At 67.1% G+C, this 22,951-nt stretch carries 22 protein-coding genes, 2 tRNA genes and 1 pseudogene; 8 read left to right on the forward strand and 17 right to left on the reverse strand.

Annotated elements, in window-relative coordinates:
• Positions 1–294: 294 nt before the first annotated feature.
• Positions 295–2,778, reverse strand: coding sequence for a PAS domain-containing sensor histidine kinase (locus HWV07_RS12825; RefSeq protein WP_178334684.1), 2,484 nt, complete (start codon positions 2,776–2,778; stop codon positions 295–297).
• A gap of 363 nt (positions 2,779–3,141) precedes the next feature.
• Here HWV07_RS12825 and HWV07_RS12830 point away from each other — a divergent pair, with 363 nt between their 5' ends.
• The 3 genes from HWV07_RS12830 to HWV07_RS20040 all read left to right on the forward strand — a co-directional run bounded on the left by HWV07_RS12830 (position 3,142) and on the right by HWV07_RS20040 (position 4,202).
• On the forward strand, positions 3,142–3,474 hold the full coding sequence (locus tag HWV07_RS12830) for a DUF5789 family protein (RefSeq protein WP_178334685.1): 333 nt from the start codon (positions 3,142–3,144) through the stop codon (positions 3,472–3,474).
• 255 nt (positions 3,475–3,729) lie between these two features.
• Complete coding sequence (locus HWV07_RS12835) at positions 3,730–4,068, forward strand: nuclear transport factor 2 family protein (protein WP_211694128.1); 339 nt, start codon at positions 3,730–3,732, stop codon at positions 4,066–4,068.
• A complete protein-coding gene (locus HWV07_RS20040; RefSeq protein WP_211694130.1) occupies positions 4,050–4,202 on the forward strand; it encodes a hypothetical protein in 153 nt (50 codons plus the stop codon). The genes HWV07_RS12835 and HWV07_RS20040 overlap by 19 nt, the downstream gene beginning before the upstream one ends.
• Before the next feature lie 125 nt (positions 4,203–4,327).
• Here HWV07_RS20040 and HWV07_RS12840 read toward each other — a convergent pair whose 3' ends face one another.
• Both HWV07_RS12840 and HWV07_RS12845 read right to left on the reverse strand, forming a co-directional pair.
• Positions 4,328–5,047, reverse strand: coding sequence for a DUF2270 domain-containing protein (locus HWV07_RS12840; RefSeq protein ID WP_178334686.1), 720 nt, complete (start codon positions 5,045–5,047; stop codon positions 4,328–4,330).
• A 500-nt stretch (positions 5,048–5,547) separates the two neighbouring features.
• Positions 5,548–5,620, reverse strand: a tRNA-Gln gene (locus tag HWV07_RS12845).
• Positions 5,621–5,733: 113 nt separating this feature from the next.
• On the opposite strand from HWV07_RS12845, the gene HWV07_RS12850 reads away from it, so the two are divergent.
• The 3 genes from HWV07_RS12850 to HWV07_RS12860 all read left to right on the forward strand — a co-directional run bounded on the left by HWV07_RS12850 (position 5,734) and on the right by HWV07_RS12860 (position 7,306).
• Positions 5,734–6,315, forward strand: coding sequence for an IMP cyclohydrolase (locus HWV07_RS12850; RefSeq protein ID WP_178334687.1), 582 nt, complete (start codon positions 5,734–5,736; stop codon positions 6,313–6,315).
• A 68-nt stretch (positions 6,316–6,383) separates the two neighbouring features.
• Positions 6,384–6,578, forward strand: a complete 195-nt coding sequence (locus HWV07_RS12855) for a hypothetical protein (protein WP_178334688.1) — start codon at positions 6,384–6,386, stop codon at positions 6,576–6,578.
• Between the two features lie 68 nt (positions 6,579–6,646).
• Complete coding sequence (locus tag HWV07_RS12860; protein ID WP_178334689.1) at positions 6,647–7,306, forward strand: metallophosphoesterase family protein; 660 nt, start codon at positions 6,647–6,649, stop codon at positions 7,304–7,306.
• A 449-nt stretch (positions 7,307–7,755) separates the two neighbouring features.
• On the opposite strand, the gene HWV07_RS12865 is transcribed toward HWV07_RS12860, so the two are convergent.
• Complete coding sequence (locus HWV07_RS12865) at positions 7,756–8,940, reverse strand: aspartate kinase (protein ID WP_178334690.1); 1,185 nt, start codon at positions 8,938–8,940, stop codon at positions 7,756–7,758.
• A 231-nt stretch (positions 8,941–9,171) separates the two neighbouring features.
• On the opposite strand from HWV07_RS12865, the gene HWV07_RS12870 reads away from it, so the two are divergent.
• The gene (locus HWV07_RS12870; protein ID WP_178334691.1) at positions 9,172–9,567 is read left to right on the forward strand and encodes a hypothetical protein; all 396 of its coding nucleotides are present in this window, start codon (positions 9,172–9,174) and stop codon (positions 9,565–9,567) included.
• A gap of 26 nt (positions 9,568–9,593) precedes the next feature.
• On the opposite strand, the gene HWV07_RS12875 is transcribed toward HWV07_RS12870, so the two are convergent.
• Positions 9,594–10,184, reverse strand: coding sequence for a DUF7474 family protein (locus tag HWV07_RS12875; protein WP_178334692.1), 591 nt, complete (start codon positions 10,182–10,184; stop codon positions 9,594–9,596).
• Positions 10,185–10,330: 146 nt separating this feature from the next.
• Here HWV07_RS12875 and priL point away from each other — a divergent pair, with 146 nt between their 5' ends.
• Complete coding sequence (gene priL, locus HWV07_RS12880; protein WP_178334693.1) at positions 10,331–11,395, forward strand: DNA primase regulatory subunit PriL; 1,065 nt, start codon at positions 10,331–10,333, stop codon at positions 11,393–11,395.
• 24 nt (positions 11,396–11,419) lie between these two features.
• Here the strand turns inward: priL and HWV07_RS12885 are convergent, their stop codons facing one another.
• The 12 genes and pseudogenes from HWV07_RS12885 to HWV07_RS12940 all read right to left on the reverse strand — a co-directional run bounded on the left by HWV07_RS12885 (position 11,420) and on the right by HWV07_RS12940 (position 22,889).
• Complete coding sequence (locus HWV07_RS12885; RefSeq protein ID WP_178332314.1) at positions 11,420–11,617, reverse strand: DUF7472 family protein; 198 nt, start codon at positions 11,615–11,617, stop codon at positions 11,420–11,422.
• Positions 11,618–11,682: 65 nt separating this feature from the next.
• The gene (locus HWV07_RS12890) at positions 11,683–12,066 is read right to left on the reverse strand and encodes a DCC1-like thiol-disulfide oxidoreductase family protein (RefSeq protein ID WP_178334694.1); all 384 of its coding nucleotides are present in this window, start codon (positions 12,064–12,066) and stop codon (positions 11,683–11,685) included.
• A 63-nt stretch (positions 12,067–12,129) separates the two neighbouring features.
• Positions 12,130–12,597, reverse strand: coding sequence for a cupin domain-containing protein (locus HWV07_RS12895; protein ID WP_178334695.1), 468 nt, complete (start codon positions 12,595–12,597; stop codon positions 12,130–12,132).
• A 249-nt stretch (positions 12,598–12,846) separates the two neighbouring features.
• Positions 12,847–14,491 (reverse strand): annotated as a pseudogene (gene thsB / locus HWV07_RS12900) (thermosome subunit beta).
• Between the two features lie 268 nt (positions 14,492–14,759).
• Positions 14,760–15,632, reverse strand: coding sequence for an alpha/beta fold hydrolase (locus tag HWV07_RS12905; protein WP_178334696.1), 873 nt, complete (start codon positions 15,630–15,632; stop codon positions 14,760–14,762).
• A gap of 94 nt (positions 15,633–15,726) precedes the next feature.
• On the reverse strand, positions 15,727–16,722 hold the full coding sequence (locus HWV07_RS12910; protein WP_178334697.1) for a glycosyltransferase: 996 nt from the start codon (positions 16,720–16,722) through the stop codon (positions 15,727–15,729).
• 623 nt (positions 16,723–17,345) lie between these two features.
• Positions 17,346–17,427 (reverse strand) — tRNA-Ser (locus tag HWV07_RS12915).
• Between the two features lie 56 nt (positions 17,428–17,483).
• Positions 17,484–17,744: a DUF7981 family protein gene (locus HWV07_RS12920; protein ID WP_178332315.1), complete on the reverse strand. Its 261-nt coding sequence runs from the start codon at positions 17,742–17,744 to the stop codon at positions 17,484–17,486.
• On the reverse strand, positions 17,741–18,124 hold the full coding sequence (locus HWV07_RS12925) for a Rid family detoxifying hydrolase (RefSeq protein ID WP_178334698.1): 384 nt from the start codon (positions 18,122–18,124) through the stop codon (positions 17,741–17,743). The genes HWV07_RS12920 and HWV07_RS12925 overlap by 4 nt, the downstream gene beginning before the upstream one ends.
• Positions 18,125–18,171: 47 nt before the next feature.
• Positions 18,172–20,538 (reverse strand): DEAD/DEAH box helicase, encoded by a 2,367-nt coding sequence (locus HWV07_RS12930; RefSeq protein WP_246279765.1) that lies wholly within the window; start codon positions 20,536–20,538, stop codon positions 18,172–18,174.
• 189 nt (positions 20,539–20,727) lie between these two features.
• Positions 20,728–22,572 (reverse strand): ribosome biogenesis/translation initiation ATPase RLI, encoded by a 1,845-nt coding sequence (locus HWV07_RS12935; protein WP_178334699.1) that lies wholly within the window; start codon positions 22,570–22,572, stop codon positions 20,728–20,730.
• Positions 22,572–22,889: an EMC6-like membrane protein gene (locus HWV07_RS12940; protein ID WP_178334700.1), complete on the reverse strand. Its 318-nt coding sequence runs from the start codon at positions 22,887–22,889 to the stop codon at positions 22,572–22,574. The genes HWV07_RS12935 and HWV07_RS12940 overlap by 1 nt, the downstream gene beginning before the upstream one ends.
• Positions 22,890–22,951: the final 62 nt, after the last annotated feature.

Consider the following 22,951-nt stretch of genomic DNA (forward strand, 5'->3'; position numbering starts at 1 on the left):
GTGGCAGTCGTCAGTAGACTCTCGTTTGGCGTGAACACCGTGATTCGGAACAGCCAGGTGATGAGTACAACAGCCAGCAGCGGGAGGTAAATTCGTCGAAGCAGTTTGCTGTGGCTTCCAATATCGATACGTTCATCGGTCCGTACGTTCCCTATACCGACCGAATTGTGGGTAGGATGATTCCAGCAGTATGAGTCTGGATCAGCTGTGAGAACCAGCTTGCAAACCGAGCGCAGGGTAGTACGGACAACACCGTCTATCATTCGGCGCGTTGAAGCGGTCAGTATAGGGGATTCACGTATCGTTACCGCTCGCGGTCGGAAGCGTGAACGAGAACGTTGACCCCTCCCCGGGCGTGGAGTCGACCCAGATCTCGCCACCGTGACGCTCAATAATCCGCTCGCACAGCGCGAGGCCAATTCCGGTGCCATCGTGTTCGTCGCGGCCGTGCAGGCGCTCGAACACCTCGAAGATGTGTTCCTGTTGCTCAGGCTCGATGCCGATCCCGTTGTCGTGGACTGAAATGATCCATTCCGACCCCCGCCGTTCGGACGTGATCTGAATCCGTGGCCGCTCCTCACTGTATTCGATGGCGTTGTCGAGGAGGTTCTGGAACACTTGGCGGAGCTGCCCCGCGTCTCCCTTCGCCTGGGGAAGCGCCTCGGACGTGATTTCGGCGTCGCTTTCCGCGATGCGCATCTGGAGATCGTTCAGCACGTCGTCGAGAACGGCGTCGAGATCGACCGCCTCGAACGGGTCGCCCTGCCTCTCGACCCGGGAGTACGTGAGCAGCCCGTCGATCATCTCACGCATCCGCTCGGCCCCATCGATAGCGAACGCGAGGTAGTCCTTCCCGTCCTCGTCGAAGGCGGACTCGTAATCCCGTTCGAGAAATTGAAGGTACGTCGAGATCATCCGGAGCGGCTCCTGGAGGTCGTGACTGGCTGCATACGCGAATTGTTCGAGTCGATCGGTCTCCGCGTGTAACTGCTCGATGTACTCCTCCCGTTCGAAGTGAAACCGCAGGAGTGTCACGAGCGTGTCGAGCAGTTCCTCCTCCTCGGCGAGAAACGGCTTGGTAGCCTCCTCTGCTGGCGTTTCGAGGAGGACGACGTCGATCCTGATCGGCGTGTCGTTGGTCGTTCTGGTCGAGGCAGTGATCGAGCGGTCGAGCGGCTGGTATCCCTCAGTCGCTACCTCGTCATCGCCAATCGCAATCCGCACGGCAGTGTGGTCGGGGAATCTGAACGAGTCGGCAAGACTCGTCACGAACTCCTGAAGGAGTTCCTCCAGTGGTTGTTCACCGGGTGTCAACAGGTTCGTGGCGAGTCGGACGGCAGCGAGATTCTTCTCGCGCTCCTCCAGTTCGTGCTTGCGCCGGGTCGCAAGCTCCTTGAGTTCGGTGATGTCCGTTGCCGTGACGAGAGCCTGCTCAGGGTCGCCCTGTTCGTCGGTGATCGGGGTGGCGTTTATCGAGAGCCACCGCTTCTGGCCATCCGGCGGATCGAGGAGGATCTCTCGATCGTAGACCGGCTCGCCGCGTTCGAACACGCGACTCGCAGGCCGTTCCTCCATCGGGAAGGCCCCCCCATCGGCGTCGTAGATGTCCCGCTGACCTGCCGTGTACGCTGCCATGTCGGTCGTCGGAAGGCCGAGCAGTTCGGCCATCCGTTCGTTCGCCCGGCTGGTCGAGCCGTCCGAATCCACAACCGCGATGCCCACGGGGCTTGTTTCGAGCATCTGTTCGATCAGGTCGCGTTCGCGCTGGAGCTGCTGCTCTCGTTCCCGCCGCTCGGTCATATCCCGCGTGACCTTTGCGAATCCACGCAGTGTACCGTCATCGTCGTGGAGCGCCGTGATGATGACGTTCGCCCAGAACGTCGAGCCATCTTTGCGGACGCGCCACTTCTCGTCTTCGACGCGACCATCTTCAGCGGCCTTCGTGAGGTTTCTCTCGGGCCGCCCGTCGTCGCGGTCGTCCTCGGTGTAGAACGTCGAGAAGTGCTGACCGATAATCTCGTCCTCCCTGTAGCCTTTCAACTCGCGTGCGCCGTCGTTCCACGTCTGGACGACGCCGTCGGGATCGAGCATGAAAATCGCGTAGTCTTTGACTTCCTGGACGAGCGTCTCGAATCGGTCTTTCTCTTTGCGGAGCCGTTCTTCGTACTCGTGGCGCTCGGTCATGTCGCGGGTGACCTTCGTGAATCCCTGGAGGGCTCCTTGGTCGTCCCGGATGGCGGTGATGGTGACGTTCGCCCAGAACGTCGAGCCGTCCTTGCGGACGCGCAACCCCTCGTCTTCGACCCGGTTCTGCTCCCGTGCAGCTTCGAGGTTGTTCGCAGGTCGCCCCGCCTCGCGGTCTTCTTCAGTGTAGAACGTCGAGAAGTGCTGGCCGACGATTTCGTCTTCCGAGTAGCCCTTGATCCGCTCGGCGCCCTCGTTCCAGCTGACGACGGCGCCGTCGGGATCGAGCATGAAAATCGCGTAGTCTTTGACGGAACTCACGAAGGCACGAAACCGTTCTTCGTCTGATTGCTGGCCAGCAGAGAGCTGTTTCTCGGGCGTCCACCAAATTCTGCTTGAGTCATCTACGACCTTCGTTTGGAGTTCTCCTTGTCCGGCAAGCTCCTCCAGATAGCGATGTGCTGTTTGCGGAGAACAGCCCAGCGGTTCAGCCACTTCCTCCGTAGAGAGCGGTGTAAAGGACTGAGCCGTTTGATCGAAAAACCCCCGAACATCGTCTAACGTCACCTCTGGCGATTGTTCGGAGGAACCCATTGTCCTCGAATAACGCTGGTAGCGTATAAATGGTTGGCCAAATGGAACGATTCGTCAGGGCACTCCTCAAGCGTGTACCTGAGGGCCTCGAAGAAGGCCAAACTGAGAGCAAGACGGTCCCACCAACGATGTCGTTTCTACAGCAGATAGCGGGATAATCGACACACAGCTGGTTCTTCGGCCCTATAACGACAAACACCCCACCGTCAGAGGCGACAAACCGGGTTCTTCGTCTCCGTCAAGCCTTCTACGCCACCAACGGCACTCCCGGATCGGTCTATATAGGGGGTGTAATGTGTGCTCGAATCGGTCAGACCGATGCTCGACCAAACCATTATCCGAAGCCATTCCCTATTACGAAGGATGGCAGATGACAAACAGGGCCGAGACGACCAAGCGGATGATGCAGAGCGACGCCAGCGGGAGCGTGAGCTAGAGGAGGCACGTAACCGCGGCGATGAAGCCGAACCGATCCGCGATGACCCTGGCGAGGAACTTGGTGACCTTGATGAAGCACTCCAAAACCATGAGTACCCAACCACGACGGAAGCATTGATCGAGGCCTATGGCGACTATGAGATCGAAACGCAGGACGGGCAGAAACCCCTTGCTGAAGTGCTTGCCCCAACCGACGACCAAACGTACGATTCCGCTGATGACGTTCGAAGCCGGATACAGGGACTAATACATCGCTGATGAATACGCTCTAATCATCCCCGTCTCGTTAGTTGGACACCCTGGCTCTGATACGTATGCAGGCCCGATCGTTCGGCGGATCCTCTCCCGTCGATCTGTGGAACCAACTTGCTCTCGGTTCGATCGACGTAGGGCATCTATGGAATGGGACGGAAGAATGCAACACACGTCATACCGTCTTTTCTGCCGAGTTGCTGACTCTCAGTAACAATAATTATGTTACCACACCTCACGATATGTCTACGGTGAGATGCAATGGCTCAAACCCAGGCGGACGTCAAAGAGGTGATCGCCGACTACGAGGCGTTGTGGAACGGTGACTTCTCGAAACTTGAGGTGGTTGCGGAGTCTGCCGATGTGTACGACCCGGCAGCTCCGGATGGAGAGGTTCACGGTCGTGAGCCATTCGAAGCGTTCCTCCGGGAGACGCGGGAGGCGTTCCCCGATTTTACGCTCCAGACTCAGGAGATGCTCGTTGAAGATGAGACGGTTATGGTCGAGTGGACGGTGGCCGGAACCCTCGAAACGAGTTCTATGGCGCACCGCCGAGTGGCCGGTCGATGGAGATTAGAGGGATGGCAAAAACCATCGTGAGAGATGGACAGGTACAGGAAGACCGCCTCTATTACGACCAGAAAGACATGCTCGCCCAGCTCGGCTTCACCTTCCCGGACGTGATTTTCCTGCTGCCGAAATTAGTCTGGGGGAAGATCGCCAGCGGTGGGTAACTCGTATTTTTACTGGACGGAGATACGGATGAGCCAGTCGGCAAGCAGGATCAGTCTATCAGCTGATTCAGCCTCATTCTGGTGAAACCAGCCGAAACCCGAACCGTTCGGTAGAGAGAACGGATTTATCGGTCCGTCTCTTTCCAGTCGTCCGGGTTCCCTTCACGGAATTCACCCTTGGCATGCCGTTCGTGGGGCCAGAAGGTAACGCCCAGTAGTACGACGTAGAATACACCCATAACGGCGACCACAGCACTCCCGGGGAGACGCGCGATTCCAGCGGCTGTTAACCAGTCTTGGCGTGGCGCGAACGCTGTGATTCTGAAGATCCACGCGACCAAGAGGACACTGAGCAGCGCGAGGTACACACGCCTGAGCCGGTTTGCGAGAGCTTCGTAGAACGAGACTTTCAGCGTCGGCCTGCGATAGTCCCTGCTCAGTTCCGCCCGCCAGTCGTGACGTTCAGTGCCCTGGGACGGATCAAGCGCGTTAGCGAACAGGTTCTCTTGGATGACGCGTGCCCGAGAGCGAAAGACATCGTAATCGCGGTACCGCCGCGCTTCGATGCCCAGAAAAACGGTGACGACAACGATCCCGATCAGCAGGATATAGTGAGGGTTATCGGTACTCGAGAATCCCCACGTCAAGATCGCTGCCATCAGCGTCACCGCCCACGTCGTCGTCTCGTCGAGGCGCTGCCGCCACGTCCCCACGCGGTCTATCTCTCCGCGATAGGCGTGGGCCATCACCGATCCGAGTCCAGTACTGTCGTCAACCATCTCGCGGCCAATCTCTCGTTGGTCTGGTGCTGTTGGGTCGAACTCGTCGCTACTCGGATCGGTCATAGCGGAGAGACGTCTCCTCGCTCCATAAGCAGTCATGGTGACGGCGTCATCGGAGTAGCGTGTACTGGAAAACATCGAACAGTACGCAGACTCAAACTTGCGGCTGGTTCATTGCTGAGACCGTGAAATATTGCGCCGAACTGGTGCGACCAACTCAAACGGCTAGAACGAGCGGTGATTCTCGACCTGATGGAGATCGACTAGGACGGCTGTATCGTCACAATCACCGGTCACAGACACCTCTCACAGTCACCTGAGCGAGTTACAACTCACAGTGATTGGGCACAATCGCCAATCACCGTGAGAGTTCACAACCACCAACCACAATCGCCCGTGGTGCTCCCTCGTTACGATCGCTTGTCACCCACTCCTCTCACAGTGACTGCTCACAATCACCTGAGATAATCACAGATGACCGTGAGTCAGTACGATTACCAACTCCGCCGGAGATTTAGCGGTACGAATCCCTGGTGAATTAGGGATTCGTGCCAAAATGGGTATAGTCCCGGGAGGATTCGAACCTCCGTCGTTGCCCCCAGAAGGCAACAGGATTGGCCACTACCCCACGGGACTGCCTGCACACGGTAGCACGCCGCCGCCATACTTATGATTGTCGTAACGGACCGCGGTCGGCGCGGCAACGGCGAACCGACACCGACATACCGCCCTCGCGGGCACGTACGACCATGTACGTCGGCCGCTTCATCGTCGTGGCACCGGACCGGGCCGCCTACCGCGTCTCCTCGCGGTCGTTCCCGAACCGACGAGTCATCGAGCGCGACGGGACGCTCACCGTCGCGCCGACGGCGGACGCCCCGGAGACGGACAACCCCTACATCTCCTACAACTGCCTGCGGATCACCGGGGACGGCGACCGGGCGGTCGTCGGCAACGGGACACAGGTCGACCCGATCACCGAGAAGCTCGAACTGGGCTACCCGGCGCGGGACGCGCTCGTCGAGCCGCTGCTGGCGCTGGACTACGAGAAGGACGACTACGACACGCCGCGGATCGCGGGCGTCGTCGGGCCGGATGAGAGCTACGTCGGCATCGTCCGCCGCGACGCGATGCTCGTCCACGCCGTCGAGGAACCGACGCTCGTGGCCACCTACGAGACGGACCGCCCCGAGGCGACGGCCCTCGAGGCCACGGAGCCGGAGAAGATGGCCCGCGAGGTCTACGACCTCGACCTCGAACACCCGGTCTGTGCCGCCGCGGTCGCGCAGACCGGCGACGGTTTCGAGACCGGCTTCTACAACGGCGAGTAGCGGGCCCGCGAGCCGTCTTTCCTGTCCGACACCAACCGCTAAGTCGGTCCGTGCCGTCCGTCGTGGTGATGTCAGACGTGGAACTCGATTTGGACGAACTCGTCGACGGCAGCGACTCCAAGATGAAGACGAAGCTCCCCGGGGTCGAGGTGACGACCCAGCTCGCCGACGGCGACCCCGAGGAGCTGCAACGGCTCCACCGCGAGCAGCTCACCTTCGCGCTGGAGCACGCGGAGGACGCCAAGGAAGCCTCCCGGATGTGACCCCGGGGGCCGTCGACACTCCCGTTCGACCACCACGCCTTAGCCGTCGGCCCGCGTAGCAGTCGACGATGCTAGTCGGGGTCATCTCCGATATCCACGCCAACCGGGTCGCGCTCGAGGCGGTGCTGGCGGACATGCCCGACGTCGACGCCCTAGTCTGTGCCGGCGACGTCGTCGGGTACAACCCCTGGCCGGCCGAGTGCGTCGACGCGCTCCGGGAGCGGGACGTCCCGACGATCATGGGGAACCACGACCGGTCGGTCGTCACCGAGACCGGCTACCCGGGCAACCGGATGGCCGACGCGGGGGTCCACCACGCGCTCGACGAACTCGACGACGACCAGCTCGAGTGGCTCCGCAGCCTGCCGACGGAGCGGCTGTGCTTCGACGGCCGGATGAAGCTCGTCCACGGCCACCCGGACGATCCGAACCGCTACACCTACCCGGGACTGTTCTCCGCGACCCTGCTGGAGGACGAGGACGTGCTGGTGATGGGCCACACCCACGTCCAGGCCCACGAGACCTTCGACGAAGGCGTCGTGATGAACCCGGGGAGCGTCGGCCAGCCCCGCGACGAGGACCCCCGGGCCGCGTACTCGGTGGTCGACCTCGACGACCTCACCGTCGAGGAGCACCGCGTCGAGTACGACGTCGAGGCCGTCGTCGAGGCTGTCGAGGCTGCGGGCCTCCCGGAGGGGACGGGCACCCGACTGCGGAAGGGCCGATAGATCCACGACGACGGTCGCAAGAGACGTGTCTCGCCGAGAAGGGCAGACAGGCGGAACTGGGATTCGGGGAAGACGGCTCACTCGACCGTCGAGGGCAACATTTTCTCCCGATCCCTACAACCGGCGATGGTGTTCCGCGCTACGGTCTCGACCGACCGCCGGCTCACGTCAGGTCACGGGCGGTCTGGCCGCGTAATCGGATATAAAACGTCGGTCGGTGGAGCATCCGCGCGAGCGAAGCGAGCGCGGTTCTCCGGCGACGAGCGGTGCGTGGCGCGAACGGCGAGTGAAACGAGCCGTGAGCAGGGAGCGAGTCGCCGTAGCGCGCGCGGACTAACGCGGCGCCGACCGTAGGAAGGCGCCGCGGCAGGAGCACGCGCGCATATTTTCCCCAAGTTTTTGCCGCGAGGCGCGGCCCCGCCGCGCCGAGCGTGCAAAAAGTGGGGTTTCTAGACCGCGTCCTGGATGATCTCCAGGGCCTCCTCGCGGTCCGCCCAGTCGAGGAAGACGGCGACGGAGGTGGCGCTGGTGACGAGGTCGTGGATGTTGATGTGCTGTTCGGACAGCGGCGCGATGATCTCCTGGAGGACGCCGGACTGGTTGGGGAGTTCGCCGCCGGTGATGCGGATGACGGCGACGTTGTCGTCGACGGTGACGCTGGAGAGCTCGTCGAGGTCGATGACGGCCTGGTGGAGGACGTTCTCGGCGCGCTCGGCGATCTCCTCGTCGACGTAGAACGTCACGCTGTCCATGCCGCTGGCGACGGCGTCGACGTTGATGTCGGAGTCCGAGAGCGCGACCGAGAGGTCCGAGAGCACGCCGGGCGTGTTGCGGATCGCGCGGCCGGCGACGGTGAGGCAGGCCAGCGGTTCCTCCCGGAGGTCGATGAGGTTCTCGAACTGCCCCTCGATGGTGGTGCCGCCCTCCAGGAGGTCGCCGTGCTGGTAGTGGGCGACCCGGACGATCATGTCGGCGGTCTTGTAGGCGAGCGCGGAGGGGGCGACGACCTCGGCGCCGCGGAACGAGAGGTTCCGCAGTTCGTCGACGGTGATCTCGCCGACGTTGCGGGCGCCCTCCACGACGCGGGGGTCGCCGGTCATGACGCCCTCGACGTCGGTGATGATGACGACCTCGTCGGCGTTCATGTAGTTGCCCATCATCACGGCGGTGGTGTCGGAGCCGCCGCGGCCGAGTGTCGTGACGTTGCCGGCGTGGTCCTGCGCGAGGAAGCCGGTGATGACGGGGACGTAGCCCTCGGCGGCCATGTCGGCGGCGAGCTGCTTGGCGCGGCGCTGGGTCTCCTCGACGTCGACCTCGCCGTGCTCGTCGGTGATGACCGGCCAGCCGTCGGCGCCGGGTTCGAGGAACTTCGCGTCGATGCCGCGGGCGCCGAGGGCGGCCTTCAGCATCCGGACGGAGGTCCGCTCGCCCATCGAGACGATCTCGGCCTCGTCGGACTCGTCGGCCTCGAACTCGATGGCGTCCAGCAGGAAGTCGGTGGTCGACCCCATCGCGCTCGCGACGATGGCGACCTCGTGGCCGGCCTCGACGGCGTCGGCGATGGTGTCTGCGGCCCGGTTGACGCGGTCCCCGTTCCCGAGGCTCGTGCCGCCGAACTTGGCGACTACGCGCATGTGATCACCCGCTGTACGGCGTGGTAGCTCATACCGCCGGGTAGCCGGTCCCGGGAGATAATCCTGTCCATCTGCGGAACGTTTGCCAGCCGGCCTACTCGCGGCGAATATTGCGCTTCCGGATGTAGCGTCCCCCGAACCGATTCGGGTGGGCCGAAGTCGCGGTCCGGGCGGTGCCGGTCCCCCCGACGGCTGCAAGAGTTAAACCACGGGGATACGCTAGGAGGTCACATGGATATTCGGGATGCCGTGGAGGCCGACGCCGAGCGGATGGCGAACCTGACCGGGTCGCCGAAGGACGTGATGCGGAACCTCGTCCACGACCGGACGGTCCGCGTCGCGGAGGAGGGCGACGAGGTCGCGGGGTTCGTCAGCTTCGACGCCCAGAACGAGACGGTCCACGTGACACAGCTCGAGGGCGACCCGGAACTCGGCGCGCGCCTGCTCGGGGAGCCGCGGCGGTTCGCTGAGCGGGAGGGGATGTCCGTCGAGCTGCTCGTACCGCAGGACGACGAGAACGCGCGCGCGGCGGCCGACCGCGCCGAGTTCGACGAGTACGGCCCGGGCCCGCAGTTCGACGGCACGCGGACGACCCGGTACCGGTGGGGCCCCGACGGCGGGGAGTGAGATCAGACGGCGGTCCGCGGCCCGCGCTACCCCAGGTGGCGGTCGATGACCGCCTTCGCGGCCCGGGCCTTCTCCTTCCAGCCGTAGCCCTGCTCGTAGACGTGCTGCTTGTCGTCGACGAGCTCCGCCGGGGTCTCCTCGTCGAAGCCGCCGCGGTCCCAGGTGCCGGAGGTCTCCAGCCAGTCGATGGTGTTCTCGCGGGCCTCCTCCCAGGAGAGCCCGACCATCTCGTAGAACGCGATGAGGCTGAAGACGCTGTTGTCGTGGGCGCCGGGGACGCTCCCCTTCTCGTAGATGGTCTGCATCGGCTCGAAGGTGGGGTGGGAGACCCGCTCCTTGTACTCCTCGGCGGAGAGCAGCCGCAGCTCGTCGTCCTCCTCGACGACGCGCTGGTCGCTCCGGAGCCGCGAGAGGGCGGCGGCGTGGAGTCCGCTCCAGCGCTCGGGGACGGCCTCGCGGAGCGCCTCCTCGTCGGCGTAGGTACGCGCGGTCAGTGCCGCGAGCAGGTCCGTGTACGCCTTCTCGATGTGCACCCGCTCGGTGCCCTCGAACTCGCAACCGGGGTCGTGGAGGTTGCTCGTCGTCCGGCAGCCTGGACAGCGATACCTCAGTCGCACACCGGAGGGATACCGCCCGCGGGCCAAGAGCGTATCGGCTGACTCCCGGCGGATACCGCACCGCGACACCTCGAATCAACCCCGTCCGGTCGTGCAACCAGAGCTGACCGGTTCGTTTATCGGGACCGGTACGAAACGGGCTGGGTATGGAGCGGCTCCACGCCCGATACCCCTTCCTCGAGGCGTCCCGCGACGCCGTCGAGGCGGCGGACGTCGACCTCGCGGAGCTCGTCGCGGCCGGCGGTCCCGCCGTCGAGCGCGGCCGCGAGCGCGTCCAGCGCGCGCTGCTGGCGGGCACCACCGAGGCCGAGGAGCCGCGGACCTGGAGCGACCGCGCGGAACTGCTCTCCTACCCCGTCGCCCGCGTGCTCGTCTCGCTGCTGGACGTCCCGGGGGCCGTCGAGAAGTACGCCGCCGCCGAGGCCGCCACCGCCCGCGAGCGGTTCGTCGACGACTTCGAGGCCGAACTCGAACTGAAGAGCACCGCCGACGAGCGGCTCACCCTGGACGGCCTGCTGGCCGACTTCGGGCTGTCGGGGCGGGTCGAGCCGACCGGCGACGGCGAGTTCAGCGTCGCCGTCACCGCTTACCTCCAGCTCGCCTCGTCGCTCGACGGCGACGAGTGGCGGCTCGCCGGCCGGCCGCTCGACGGGGGCCGGGTGCCGGTCGCCCGGCCGGAACTGTACACGCTGCTGCGGGAGGCCGTCCGCCGCCGCGTCGAGGAGGGGCTGCCGCTGTCGGTGCCGGACGCCATCGCCGACCCGCTGGACGACGAACTGGCGGCCGTCCGCGGCAGCGTCGCGGACCTCAACCCACCGACGTCGTTCGACGCCGTCGTACCGGGGCTGTTCCCGCCGTGCATGCGCGCGCTGCTGACCCGGGCCAGGGAGGGGGAGGCGCTGCCCGACCACTCGCGGTTCTCGCTGGTCGCGTTCCTCGTCAGCGCCGGCCTCGACGCCGAGGAGGTGACGGAGCTGTGCGACGTCTCCGGCGAACCCGCGGCGGCGGTCCGCTCGCAGGTCGAGCGGCTCCGCGACGAGACCGGCGCCGTCGCGGCGCCGCCGTCCTGTGCGGTGATGGCGGAGTACGGCGACTGCGTCGACAAGGACGACCTCTGTGAGACGATCCAGCACCCGCTGTCCTACTACGAGGAGCGGCTGGCGCAGGCGCCCGACGACCGGATCACCGACTGGCGGGAGAGCGGCACCTGAGCCGGGAAGCTTCAGCTCGCGACGTCAGTACCGCCGGGCGAGGAACAGGCCGATCGCGGACATGAAGACGACGAAGAAGGCGACGGCGCCGACCAGCGCGAGCCCGCCGTCGCTGGAGAGCCCGTCGTCGTAGTAGACGCTTCCGATAGTGACGATGAGTCCGGCGAGAGTGGCGACGCCGACGAACGCGACGGCGGCTTCGACGACGGCATCACGATCCATGCTCTGGATACCGCAGGTGCAGGGCAAAAGCGCTTCGAAGGCGAGCGGTACGGCTCGGCCCGGGATCACCGGCGGCCGCTGCCGTCCCCGACCCGCTCGCTGGAGACGAACTGGCCGAGCAGTCCACGCCGGTCGGCGAGCTCCCAGTAGAGCTTCTCGCGGACCCGCTCGTAGTCCTCGAACTGCCGGAGGAACTCGAAGAGGTCGCGGGAGCCCGGCGGCACGTCGGCGCGGGCCAGCGCCTGCTCGATGGCGGCCCCGCAGGAGTAGACCTCGTCGTCGGTCACGAGGTGCGAACACTCCTCGTAGTCCGCGGACAGGCGCTCGCGCTGCGCGTCGGTGAGTTCGCTGAACCCGACCAGCTCCAGGTTCGTCCGCTGGCCGAAGTAGTCGGCCAGCCACGTGCAGAACCCGCAGTCCTCGTCGTAGACGAACGTGCCGTCGCTCATACCCGGCTGTATGGACGCGGACGGTTTAGAATTCCCGACTCCGGCGCGTCGTGGCTCCCCGCGTCACGAGAACCGGCCGGTCTCGGACCCGCACTCGACGCAGACCGTGAGGAGCGCCTCGCCGTCGTCGCTGCGCTCGATCTCCTGGTCGGTGCGCTCGCCGCAGTCCTCGCACTCCCGCAGCAGCGTCAGGTCGCCGCCGTCGGTGGGGGCGCCGAGTCCCAGCACCCGGGCGCGGCCGTCGCCGGCGTTGCGGCTCTGCTGGAGCTCCCCGGGCTCGAAGTAGATGACCTCCCCCTCGCCGACCTCGACGTCGCCGTCCTCGGTCTCGAACGACAGGGTACCGTCCAGCACGTAGAAGACCTCCTCCTGGTCGGCGTGGGCGTGGTAGCCGAAGGCGGTGCTCTCGCCGGGTTCGAGTTCGTAGAACCGGATGCCCATGTGCTCCGTGCCCAGCGCCTTCCCGACCGGCCGCTTGACGTCGGCCGGGCCCATCCAGTTGTCCAGGTCGTCGATGGCGACTTTCTCCATACCCCCGAATGAGACGGCACGGAGCAAAAAGTGTGGGTCGACGCGAGACGGAAGGGGACGTAGAACAGGAGCGTTGCCACGGCCTGCAGTCGACGAGCGATACGGAAGCAGCGGCGATCGGGAGAGTAGCATACGGCGCGCGAAGCGCGCCGTTTCCCCGGACGCGAGCGCAGCGAGCGTCCGGCCTTTTTCATGAACGTTTTTCGGCCGAGCGGTGCGGCGAAGCCGCACCCGAGGCCGAAAAAGGTTCTACATCATACCGCCCATGCCGCCGCCCATACCGCCCATGCCGCCCATACCGCCGCCGGGGCCGCCTTCCTCTTCTTCGCCCTCGGTGCTGAGGTCGCCGGCGGCGATGATGTCGTCGATCTTGAGCACGAGGTTGGCGGCCTCCGTCGCGGAGGACAGCGCCTGGCGCTTGGCGTGGGCGGGCTCGACGACGCCGGCGTCGTAGGTGTTGACGACGTCGCCGCTGAAGACGTTGAGCCCGGCGGTCTCGTCGCCGTCGTCGTGGGCCGCACGGAGGTCCACGAGCGTGTCGATGGAGTCGAGGCCGGCGTTCTCGGCGAGGACGCGCGGGGACGAGCTCCAGGGCGTCGGCGAAGGCCTCGACGGCGAGCTGCTCGCGGCCGGAGACGCTGTCGGCGTAGTCGCGGACGCGGCGGGCGACCTCGACCTCGACGGCGCCGCCGCCGGCGAGGACGCGACCGTCGGAGACGGTCTGGGAGACGACGTCGAGGGCGTCGCCGATGCCGCGCTCGAGCTCGTCGACGACGTGCTCGGTGGAGCCGCGGAGCAGCAGCGTCACGCCGTGGGTCTCGTCGCCGGTGCCCTCGACGTAGAACAGCTCCTCGTCGTCGTCGAACCGGACGTCGGCGTTCCCGAGGGCGTCGCCGGAGACTGTGTCGAGGTCGGAGACGATGGTGGCGCCGGTGACCTCCTTCAGGAAGCCGAGGTCGGTCTTCTTGACGCGGGAGGCCGCGAGGATGCCCTTCTTCGCGAGGAAGTGCTCGGCGAGGTCGTCGATGCCGCGCTGGCAGAAGACGACGTCCGCGCCGGTGTCGGCGATGGCCTCGACCTTCTCGCGGAGCTGCTCTTCCTCCTGGTCGAGGAAGTCCTGGAGCTGGTCGGGGCTGTCCAGCTGGAGGCTGGCGTCGGCGTCGGTGTCGTCGATCTCGATGGCCTCGTCGATGAGCAGGACCTCGGCGTCGTCGACCGACGTCGGCATGTCGGCGTGGACGGGGTCCTTGTCGATGACGGCGCCGTTGAGGAGCTCGCTGTCGCCGGCCGAGCGGCCGGTCTGGGTCTCGACGTTGACGTACTCGAGGTCGACGATGGTCTCGCCGTCGTCGGCCTCGACGGTGACGCCCTGGACGGCGTCGACGACGAGCTGCGCGAGGACGTCCTTGTTGAGTTCGGCGCCCTTGCCGGTCATCGAGGTCTCGGCGACCTTCCGGAGGAGGTCGGTGTCCTCGGGATCGACGTCCCGGGCGACGTTGTCGATCTCCTCGCGTGCGCGAGCGCTCGCGAGGTCGAACCCGCGGATGATCGCCGTCGGGTGGATGTCCTGCTCGAGGAGGTCCTCGGCGTTCTTCAGGAGTTCGCCGGCGATGGAGACGGCGGTCGTCGTGCCGTCGCCCGCCTCGTCCTCCTGGGTCTCGGCGACCTCGATGATCATCGAGGCCGTCGGGTTGTCGATGTCCATCTCCTGGAGGATGGTGACGCCGTCGTTCGTGACGGTGATGTCGCCCATCGAGGAGACGAGCATCTTGTCCATTCCCTTCGGGCCGAGCGTCGAGCGGACCGATTCCGCGACCGCCTGCGCCGCAGAGATGTTGTGCGACTGGGCGTCGCGGTCCTTCATCCGCTGGGAGTCCTCGCCGAGGATGATCATCGGCTGGCCTCCCATTCGCTGCTGTTGGCTCATGGTCGTCCGGATGATTGTCCACGGTTCTATATAAACGCTTCTGATGGCGGTGCGCGGAGCCGCCGCGATGGAATCGACGTAGCCGCGGAAAAACGGGCAACTGCGACGCCGTGGGGGTGAGTGTCCGGGGACGGGCCGCGACCCGCCGCCGCGGATATCATTCGAGTTCGACCCTGCCTTTATACACACTCGTCCGCCCCGGACGCGCCACACGCTCCCGCCGCGGTCGGGGCGTTCAGTCCGCCTCGAACTCGAGGATGCGGTCGACGACCTCGTCCGGGCGCTCGGCGTGCACGAAGTGCCCGGCCGTCGGGAGGACCTCGAGTTCGGCCCGCGCGTCGTAGCAGTCCGTCGCCGACTCGAACATGTCCGCGCCGATGCAGCCGTCGGCGCCGCCGGCCACCAGCAGTGTCGGGACGTCGATCCCGGAGACCGCAAGCTGGGACTGCCGCCGCGGCAGCATCATGTCGAACATGTCCTTGTAGTACTGCAGGGCGGCTTCGACGGTATTGCCGGTCGCGAAGGTCTCCTTCACCGCGGCGAGCTCCTCGTCTCCGTAGTTCCAGTTCGGGCTCCAGAGCTGCCAGAGCCGCTCGAGGAGCGCGAACTCGTTCCGTCGCAGGATCTCCTCGCCGTGGCCGGGGATCTGGAACTCGGTCATGTACCAGCTCCGGAGCGCCTGGCTCGCGTACTCGTCGACCTGCGCCCAGAAGTTCGGCGGCACGGCCATGACCGCGCAGGTCCCCATCCGGCTGGGGTCGGTCACCGCGGCCGTCGTGGTGGCGATGGCGCCCCAGTCGTGGCCGACCACCAGCGGGTCGTCGGTCTCGAGGGCCGACAGCAGCGAGAACACGTCGGAGGCCAGCACCATCGGCGAGTAGTTGCCCGGTTCGACGGGCGGCCGGTCGGTCTCGCCGTACCCGCGCATGTACGGCGCGACGGCGGTGTAGCCCGCGTCGGCCAGCCGGCGGAGCACCGGCTCGAAGGTGGTGGGGGCGTCGGGGAAGCCGTGGAGGACCAGCGCCGTGCGGTCGCCGTCGCCGCAGGTCAGCGCCGCGAACTCCAGGTCGGCGGTCGGGATCGTCGTCCGCTCGACGTCGTGTGCCATGGCTATACACCTCGCACAACCGCAATCGTCTCTTCCCCGCGCATTCACGGCGGCTTTAATCCGTCCGGCCCGGGCCGACGGATCCCCGGCGCAGTCAGGCCGAATCCAGGTCGAGGACGTCCCGGTAGACCCCCAGGACGCGCCAGGCCGTCCGCTCGGTGTGCAGTTCCCGGGCGTACGCCCGGCCGGTCGAGCGCTCCCCCCGGCGGAGCACTTCGACCAGCGCCCCGGGGACCGCCGACGCCGACCCACAGACCGGCGAGGGTTCGACCGCCGCCAGCCGCCCGGCGACGTCGCAGTCGTCCGTCGCCACCACGGGCAGGTTGCAGGCCATCGCCTCCGCCGCCGCGGTGGAGGACCGCTCGGACCGCGAGGGCAGGACCATCGCGTCCGCCGCACTCAGGTAGATCGCCCTCTCGCCGTACGGGACTCGCCGGTCGAGCGTGTGGAGGTCGACCGGCTCGCCGAGCCGCCGTTCGGCGGCTTCGACAGCCTCCGCCGTCAGGTCGTGGACCCCGCGACCCTCCGACGACAGCGCCGGCTGGACGACGTGTCTGGCGTCGTCGTCCCACCCCACCGCGGCCCGCGCCTCGCCGGGCGGCTGTGGACGGACTCTATCGAGGTCGACGCCCCGCGGAATCACCTCGTAGTCCCGGTCCAGCGCCTGGCCCATCGCCTCCGACGGGACCACCACGGCGTCGGCGCGGCTCGCCGCGTGCCGGCTCGAAACGCCGTCCCCTGCGCGCCGTTCGGACGCCCACAGCGACAGCACCACCGGCAGGTCGGTCTGAGCCAGCGCCGCCGCCCCCGTCCGGCCGTGGTTCGCGTGGAGCAGGTCGTACTCCCCGAGCGGCCGGTCGACGACCCCCGCCGCCAGCCGCCGGGCGTCCCCGTCGGACCGACTCTTCGGGCAGTCGCCGTCTCCGTCGCCGGTCGCCGACAGGACGGTCGTCTCGACGCCCAGCTCCGAGAGCGCTCGCAGTTGGTCGGCGTAGGACGCCACCTCGGGCGTCGTCACGAGGCTGAGCACCGACAGGTCGACCGGGGCGGCCGGCCGGGCCGACACCACTCGCGTCTCGGGGGCCGTCATCCGTCGACCGGCCGTCCCGCGGTTGCTTCGCGCCCAGCCCCGCCAGTTCGACACGGCTCCCCCGGAGCCGATGGCCACACCGGTGGACTCGAACTCATCACGGGCAGTACCGACGGAGGGCGGACACATTGTTATGTCACGGATAGCCGAACATGTGACCCTGTAACGCTCCCTAGATTCCCTTTTGCAGTTCCGTACCGCCCGCTCGTCGACGGTTACCTCAGGTAAAACACGGGGGCTGCAGCGCCTATCGTCGCGGTCTCGTGATCGCCCTGATGGCCTCCAGAAACCGGCGTGTTACGGGACGACGAACGCTCCGCAGTCGATACGCGACCGCCCAGTTCGAGCGGGTAGAAGCGGTCTTCGTCCGGTCGACGATGGCCGACCGCATCCGTCGAGGGACTCGATTCGAACGGCGCTAATCACTCCCTAGCGCCGTTCTCACGACAGTTCACTCGCATCGAAGTAACCGGGAGTCACTGTGATGGACGACCGTCCTCAGATTCTGTGCCTGAAACCGGATTCGTTCGCCTGCTGCCGTCGGCGCCGCCCGTTCGGTCAGTCGACGTCCTGCCTCACGATACGCTCTCGCTGGGCGTCGTCCACTCGGTTCGCCACAGAAACGCCAGGACTGGGATTTGAACCCAGAATCCCGAAAGGGAACACGCTTTCCAGGCGTGCGCCTTACCGTTCGGCCATCCTGGCTCACCCCAACCTACCGGAGTGGACCGTTTAAAGGCTTCGCGTTCCCGTCCGGCGTGTCACTCGCTGCCGTCGCGCCGTTCGGCGGTCGCCGCCCCGGGGTCGAACGCCTCGCGGCGGCCCGCGGCGTAGTAGCTCGCGGCGGTCGTGACCGCGAAGACGGCGGCGGCCACCGCCGAGACGGGGCCGACGCCGAGGAACGCGCCGTCGAGCAGCAGGTACCCCTGGTGGAGGACCAGGAAGAGCAGCGCGCCGACAGCGCCCCACAGCACGGCCGACCGGCGCCGACCTGTTCCGCCGGCGTCAGCGGTCACGGTCACGACCGGGTGGCGACCGCCTCGATCTCGACGCTCATCCCCAGCGGGAGGGCGCCCGCCTGCACCGCCGACCGGGCCGGCGGCTGCGACTCGAAGTAGTCGGCGTAGGCCTCGTTCATCGCCTCGAAGTCGTCGATGTCCGCGAGGTACACCGTCGTCTTGAGGACGTCGTCGAGGCCCGCGCCGGCCTCCTCCAGCACCGCCGCGAGGTTGTCGAGGGCCCGCTCGGTCTGGACGTCGACCGGCTCGTCGGCCAGCGAGTCGCCGTCGGGCGTCAGGGCGATCTGCCCCGCGGTGAACACAAGGTCGTCGGTCGTCGTCGCCTGGCTGTACGCGCCCGCCGCCGCCGGCGCGCTGTCGGTGTGGACGGTCTCTTTGGGCATACCTCCCGGTGCGGCGCGCGCGGACAAAAAACGGGCGGCTGTCGTCGCTACTCCACGCGGACCGTCCGGCTGTCCGAGACCGGCAGCAGCGGCAACTCGGAGAACGCCACCTCGACGGTGTAGGTGAGCTCCTCGGCGTCGCCGCCGAAGACGCCGACCGGGACCGTCGTCTCGCCGAGGTAGCGGGTCTCCCGGGACATCTCGATTCCGTTGACGGTCACGCGGACGCCCGCCGGCGCGCCGTCGTTCCCGTTGGTCACCGTCACCTCGCCCATCGTGTTCTCCCCGCGGGCGATGGTCTCCGGGACGTCGCTCCACTCGAAATCGAGGGCCGGGAGCGCGCGGGCCTGCTCGAGGACTCGCTCGGCGACGCCCTCCGAGAGCCCGGCGTCGACGAGCCCCGAGACGCCGGCCCGCCTGACGTCATCGGGGGTCTCCAGGCCCTCTTTGGCCAGTTTCTGCGCGCGGCCCTTCCCGACGCCCTCGATGGCGGTGAGCCCGACCGCCTCGCTGCTGATGCCGTGTTCGACCCTCGCTTCGATTCGACGCACGAGGTTGGCGTCCCGCGGCGCGGCGAACCGCTCGCAGAACGCCCGCAGCGCCGCGACCATCCGCAGGGCGTTCTGCCGGATGACCCAGGCGTCGCTCTGCAGTTCCGCCGGCGTCGTCCCCGACATCCCCGCCCGGAGGATGGCCAGGACCTTCCGGTTGCTCGGGTCGAGGTCGTCGGCCTCGCCGCCGAGGACCGCGCCGAAGGCCTCCCGCTCGTCGCGGCGCGCCGAGACGCTGTCGAACTCCCCGGCCTCGGCGACCGTCCGGAGGACCGCCGAGTCGTCGATGTCGGGCGTGTCCTCGGCGGCGGCGCGCTCGCAGAGCCGGTGGAAGTTCTCGGCGGTGTCGAGCCGGAGGTAGAACTGCGAGGCGAGCTGGCCGAGCGCGGTGGGCTCGATCTCCAGGCCGGACTGGTCGACGAAGCCGCCGTCGACGAGCCGCGCCAGCGTCGCCGACACCCGGTCGCGCAGCGAGTCGCTGTCGTCGTACTGCTCCGGGGCGCTCTGTGCGCGCGCGTAGTAGAAGGTCGTCTCCAGCCAGTCCATCACGTCCTCGATGTCGTCGACGACGCCCAGCGCGATCTCGGCGTTGAGGTGGGAGTCGAGGTCCTCGGCGAGCCGCGACTCGATGGGCTTGCCGTCCCGGAGGAGCTGTCGGTACTTCTCGGCGTCGGCGCCGTCGCAGACCACGTAAGCGTAGCCCGCGTCGTCGTAGCCCGGCCGCCCGGCGCGGCCCAGCATCTGGAGGATGTCCAGCGGGCTCATGTCCACCTCGCCCTCGAGGGGGTCGTGGAGCTTCGTGTCGCGGATGACGACGCAGCGGGCCGGGAGGTTGACGCCCCAGGCCAGCGTCGAGGTGGAGAAGAGCAGCTGTATCTTGCCCTCCTTGAACCAGTCCTCGACGCGGTCCTTGTCCTCCTTCGCGAGGCCGGCGTGGTGGAAGCCGACGCCGTCGACCACGGACTGCCGCAGCGTGTCGTTGTTCAGGTCCTGGGCGTCCGTGTGGAAGTCGTAGTCGCCGCGGGAGCCCATCTCGACGTCGCGCTCGGCGATGACGTCCCGGGCCTTCTCCGCGGCGCGGACGGTGTCCTGCCGCGAGGCGACGAAGACGAGCGCCTGCCCGCCGTCCTCGATGTGCGGCTGCGAGAGGTCCAGCGCCCGGTAGAGCCGCCGGTACTTGTCCGCGAAGGCGTTGTCGCCGTGGGCGTACGTCTCGACCGACGCCGACAGCGGCACCGGCCGGTACTCGTCGCCGAACTCGAAGGTGCACTCCGGCGGCGCGTCGAGCCAGTCGGCGACGTCCTCGACGTTCGGCATCGTCGCCGACAGCGCCACCACCCGCGGGTCGCAGAGCCGGCGGAGCCGCGAGATGGTGACCTCCAGGACCGCCCCGCGGCGGTCCGAGTCCAGCAGGTGCACCTCGTCGATGACGCAGCAGTCGACGTCCGTCACGAAGGAGTACCGCGGCGAGTCGTGCTTCCGGGTCGCCGAGTCGGCCTTCTCCGGCGTCATCACGAGGATGTCAGCCCGCTCGGCGCGGCGGGGGTTCAGGTCCCGCTCGCCGGTGACGACGTAGACGGAGTAGCCCAGCTCCTCGAAGCGCTCCCACTCCGACTCCTTCTCGTTGGTCAGCGCCCGCAGCGGTGCGAGGAACAGCGCGGTGCCGTCGTTCCGCAGTGCCCGACAGATCGCCAGCTCCGCGAGCGCGGTCTTCCCGCTGGCGGTCGGCGCGCTGACGACGACGTTCTCGTCGGTCCCGAGGACGGCGTCCAGCGCCTCCTCCTGCATGTCGTTGAACGACTCGAAGGGGAAGACGTCCGCGAACTCGGGGAGGATGTCCTCGATGCCGGCGGAGGTTGCCACTACTGGACCGGCGAACTCAGCGACGAAAAGCGCTTCTCTTCCGGAACGTTTCCGGGGGTGTTTCGGGGGCGTGTTCCGGCCCGGCTTCGTTGCGGTTGGACCGGTTCGAATCGGGTGGCTGCTGGCGAGGTTGCGACCAACCACCCGACTCTGAAATCGATAGAAAACCTACCGAAAGTCGGCGACGTCCTACTCCTCGTCGTCGTCGGTCGGCGCGTAGTAGTACTCGCCGGCCTGCTTCTGCTCGCGGTCCTTCTGGGAGTCGGGCTTGTTGATCCGCGGTCGGCCGGTCCGCTCGTCGCGGCGGAACGTGACGTCGAGGTTCGACAGGAACGTGTTCATGCCCTCGCGCATGCCGACGGGGCGGCCGGCGCGGCCGAACTCGGCGGGTTCGCCCTCGAAGACCTGCAGGCGGTCGGCCAGCAGGTCGATCATGTAGATGTCGTGGTCGATGACCATCGCCGTCTTGTCGTTGGTCTCCGTGTAGCGGCGGATGGCCCGCGTCGCGAGGACGCGCTGCTCGACGTCGAGGTGGGCCGAGGGCTCGTCGAGCAGGTAGAGGTCCGCCTCCTTCGAGAGGCAGGCCGCGATGGCGACGCGCTGGCGCTCGCCGCCGGAGAGGTCGGTGAGGTTCTGCTCCATGATGCGCTCGAGCTGGAGCGGCTGGGCGATCTCGGTGTTCCAGTACGAGGAGCCGAAGTCGTCGGTGATCGACCGGAGGAACGCGTCGACGCGCATGTGCTGGTCGATCTCGACGTACTGCGGCTTGTAGGAGATGTCCAGGCGGGCGTCGAACTCGCCCTCGTCGGGCTCCAGCCGGCCGGCGAGCAGCTTCGCGAACGTGGACTTGCCGATGCCGTTCGGGCCGACGATGCCGAGGACCTCGTTCTCGCGGATCTCGCCGCCGTCGACCTCGAGGGTGAACTCGCCGTCGCCGTAGGACTTCGTCATGTCGGGGTACTCGACGAGCGTCTCGCCGCGGGAGGCCGTCCGGGGGGCGTGCTCCTCGAACTCGATGGCGTTCGGCCGGATGCGCATGTTCTCGTTCTCGAGGTACCCCTCCAGGTACTCGTTGATGCCCGACTTCGTCGACTTCGGCGGCGTGACGACGCCGAAGGCGCCGGGTTCGCCGTAGGCGACGTGGAGGGCGTCGGCCAGGAGGTCCAGCACCGCGAGGTCGTGCTCGACGACGAGCATCGAGCGGCCCTCGGCGGAGAGCTGCTGGATGAGCCGCGCGGCGGTGACGCGCTGGCCGATGTCGAGGTACGGCGTGATCTCGTCGAGGAAGTAGAAGTCGGCGTCCCGGACGAGCGTGGCGGCGATGGCGACGCGCTGGAGCTCGCCGCCGGAGAGCGTGTCGATGGGCTGGTCGACGATCGGCTCGATGCCGAGGCGCTCGACGAGGTCGTCGGCGACGCCGCGCTCGTCGACGCCGGCGAGCAGCTCGCTGGTCTTCCCGTCGAAGGTGTCCGGGATCTTGTCGACGTACTGCGGCTTGCGGGCGACGGTGACGTCGCCCTCCCGGAGGTCCTCGAGGTACTCCTGGAGTTCCGTGCCGCGGTACTCGTCGAGGACGGCGTCCCAGTCGGGTTCGGACTGGAAGTCCCCGAGGTTCGGCGTGATCTCGGCGGCGAGGATGTGGACGGCGGTCGTCTTCCCGATACCGTTCGGCCCGAGGATGCCGGTGACGCGGCCCTCCTGGGGCGCGGGGAGCCCGTACAGCGAGAAGGCGTTCTCGCCGTAGCGGTGGGTGGGCTCCTCGTCGAGCTCCTGGGGGAGGTTGATGATCTCGAGGGCGTCGAAGGGGCACTTCTCGACGCAGATGCCGCAGGTCTCGCCCAGGCAGATCTCCTCGGAGATCGACACCTGGTCGGGGCCGCCGGCGTACATGTCGTCGTCCTCGTAGCGCTCCTCCCGGGTGACGATGCACTCCTTGCCCGTCCGGTTCGGCGGGCAGTAGTTGGCGCACTCGTAGTTGCACCGGTCGGGCTGACAGCGGTCGAGGTCGACGACGGCGATGCTGTCGTCCGCCATCAGACGCTCGCTCCGGTGGTGAGGAGGATCGTCCAGCAGACGAACCAGAGCGCGAACGTCATGAACGCGACGTACAGGTAGTCCTTCGGGCCGAAGTCGTCGACGTCGAGTTCGACGCCGGCCTGCTCGAGGACCCGGTGGAGCGGGAACTGCACGATGACGGCGGCGGCCAGGACGTACACCCCGAGGGTGTCGGTCGCGCCGCTGGCGACGGCCGAGGAGACGACCGCCGCGACGACGCCAGCGAGACACGCCAGCGCCGTGACCGTCACCCCGCGGACGTGGGCGACCCGGCGTTCGGCCGATTCGGTAGCCATGTTCCCTCTTCGACGACCCACCGCCAAAAGGCGTTCGTTCCGGGGACGACGCCCCCGCCTCC

The sequence above is a fragment of the Natronomonas salina genome (assembly GCF_013391105.1).
GTDB lineage: Archaea > Halobacteriota > Halobacteria > Halobacteriales > Haloarculaceae > Natronomonas > Natronomonas salina.

What these genes read in the sequence shown, in the direction of transcription:
- HWV07_RS12825 (WP_178334684.1), bottom strand. Translation starts at nt 2,778, where the DNA reads ATGGGTTCCTCCGAACAATCGCCAGAGGTGACGTTAGACGATGTTCGG.
- HWV07_RS12830 (WP_178334685.1), top strand. Translation starts at nt 3,142, where the DNA reads ATGGCAGATGACAAACAGGGCCGAGACGACCAAGCGGATGATGCAGAG.
- HWV07_RS12835 (WP_211694128.1), top strand. Translation starts at nt 3,730, where the DNA reads ATGGCTCAAACCCAGGCGGACGTCAAAGAGGTGATCGCCGACTACGAG.
- HWV07_RS20040 (WP_211694130.1), top strand. Translation starts at nt 4,050, where the DNA reads ATGGCAAAAACCATCGTGAGAGATGGACAGGTACAGGAAGACCGCCTC.
- HWV07_RS12840 (WP_178334686.1), bottom strand. Translation starts at nt 5,047, where the DNA reads ATGACCGATCCGAGTAGCGACGAGTTCGACCCAACAGCACCAGACCAA.
- HWV07_RS12850 (WP_178334687.1), top strand. Translation starts at nt 5,734, where the DNA reads ATGTACGTCGGCCGCTTCATCGTCGTGGCACCGGACCGGGCCGCCTAC.
- HWV07_RS12855 (WP_178334688.1), top strand. Translation starts at nt 6,384, where the DNA reads ATGTCAGACGTGGAACTCGATTTGGACGAACTCGTCGACGGCAGCGAC.
- HWV07_RS12860 (WP_178334689.1), top strand. Translation starts at nt 6,647, where the DNA reads ATGCTAGTCGGGGTCATCTCCGATATCCACGCCAACCGGGTCGCGCTC.
- HWV07_RS12865 (WP_178334690.1), bottom strand. Translation starts at nt 8,940, where the DNA reads ATGCGCGTAGTCGCCAAGTTCGGCGGCACGAGCCTCGGGAACGGGGAC.
- HWV07_RS12870 (WP_178334691.1), top strand. Translation starts at nt 9,172, where the DNA reads ATGGATATTCGGGATGCCGTGGAGGCCGACGCCGAGCGGATGGCGAAC.
- priL (WP_178334693.1), top strand. Translation starts at nt 10,331, where the DNA reads ATGGAGCGGCTCCACGCCCGATACCCCTTCCTCGAGGCGTCCCGCGAC.
- HWV07_RS12885 (WP_178332314.1), bottom strand. Translation starts at nt 11,617, where the DNA reads ATGGATCGTGATGCCGTCGTCGAAGCCGCCGTCGCGTTCGTCGGCGTC.
- HWV07_RS12890 (WP_178334694.1), bottom strand. Translation starts at nt 12,066, where the DNA reads ATGAGCGACGGCACGTTCGTCTACGACGAGGACTGCGGGTTCTGCACG.
- HWV07_RS12895 (WP_178334695.1), bottom strand. Translation starts at nt 12,597, where the DNA reads ATGGAGAAAGTCGCCATCGACGACCTGGACAACTGGATGGGCCCGGCC.
- HWV07_RS12905 (WP_178334696.1), bottom strand. Translation starts at nt 15,632, where the DNA reads ATGGCACACGACGTCGAGCGGACGACGATCCCGACCGCCGACCTGGAG.
- HWV07_RS12910 (WP_178334697.1), bottom strand. Translation starts at nt 16,722, where the DNA reads ATGACGGCCCCCGAGACGCGAGTGGTGTCGGCCCGGCCGGCCGCCCCG.
- HWV07_RS12925 (WP_178334698.1), bottom strand. Translation starts at nt 18,124, where the DNA reads ATGCCCAAAGAGACCGTCCACACCGACAGCGCGCCGGCGGCGGCGGGC.
- HWV07_RS12935 (WP_178334699.1), bottom strand. Translation starts at nt 22,572, where the DNA reads ATGGCGGACGACAGCATCGCCGTCGTCGACCTCGACCGCTGTCAGCCC.
- HWV07_RS12940 (WP_178334700.1), bottom strand. Translation starts at nt 22,889, where the DNA reads ATGGCTACCGAATCGGCCGAACGCCGGGTCGCCCACGTCCGCGGGGTG.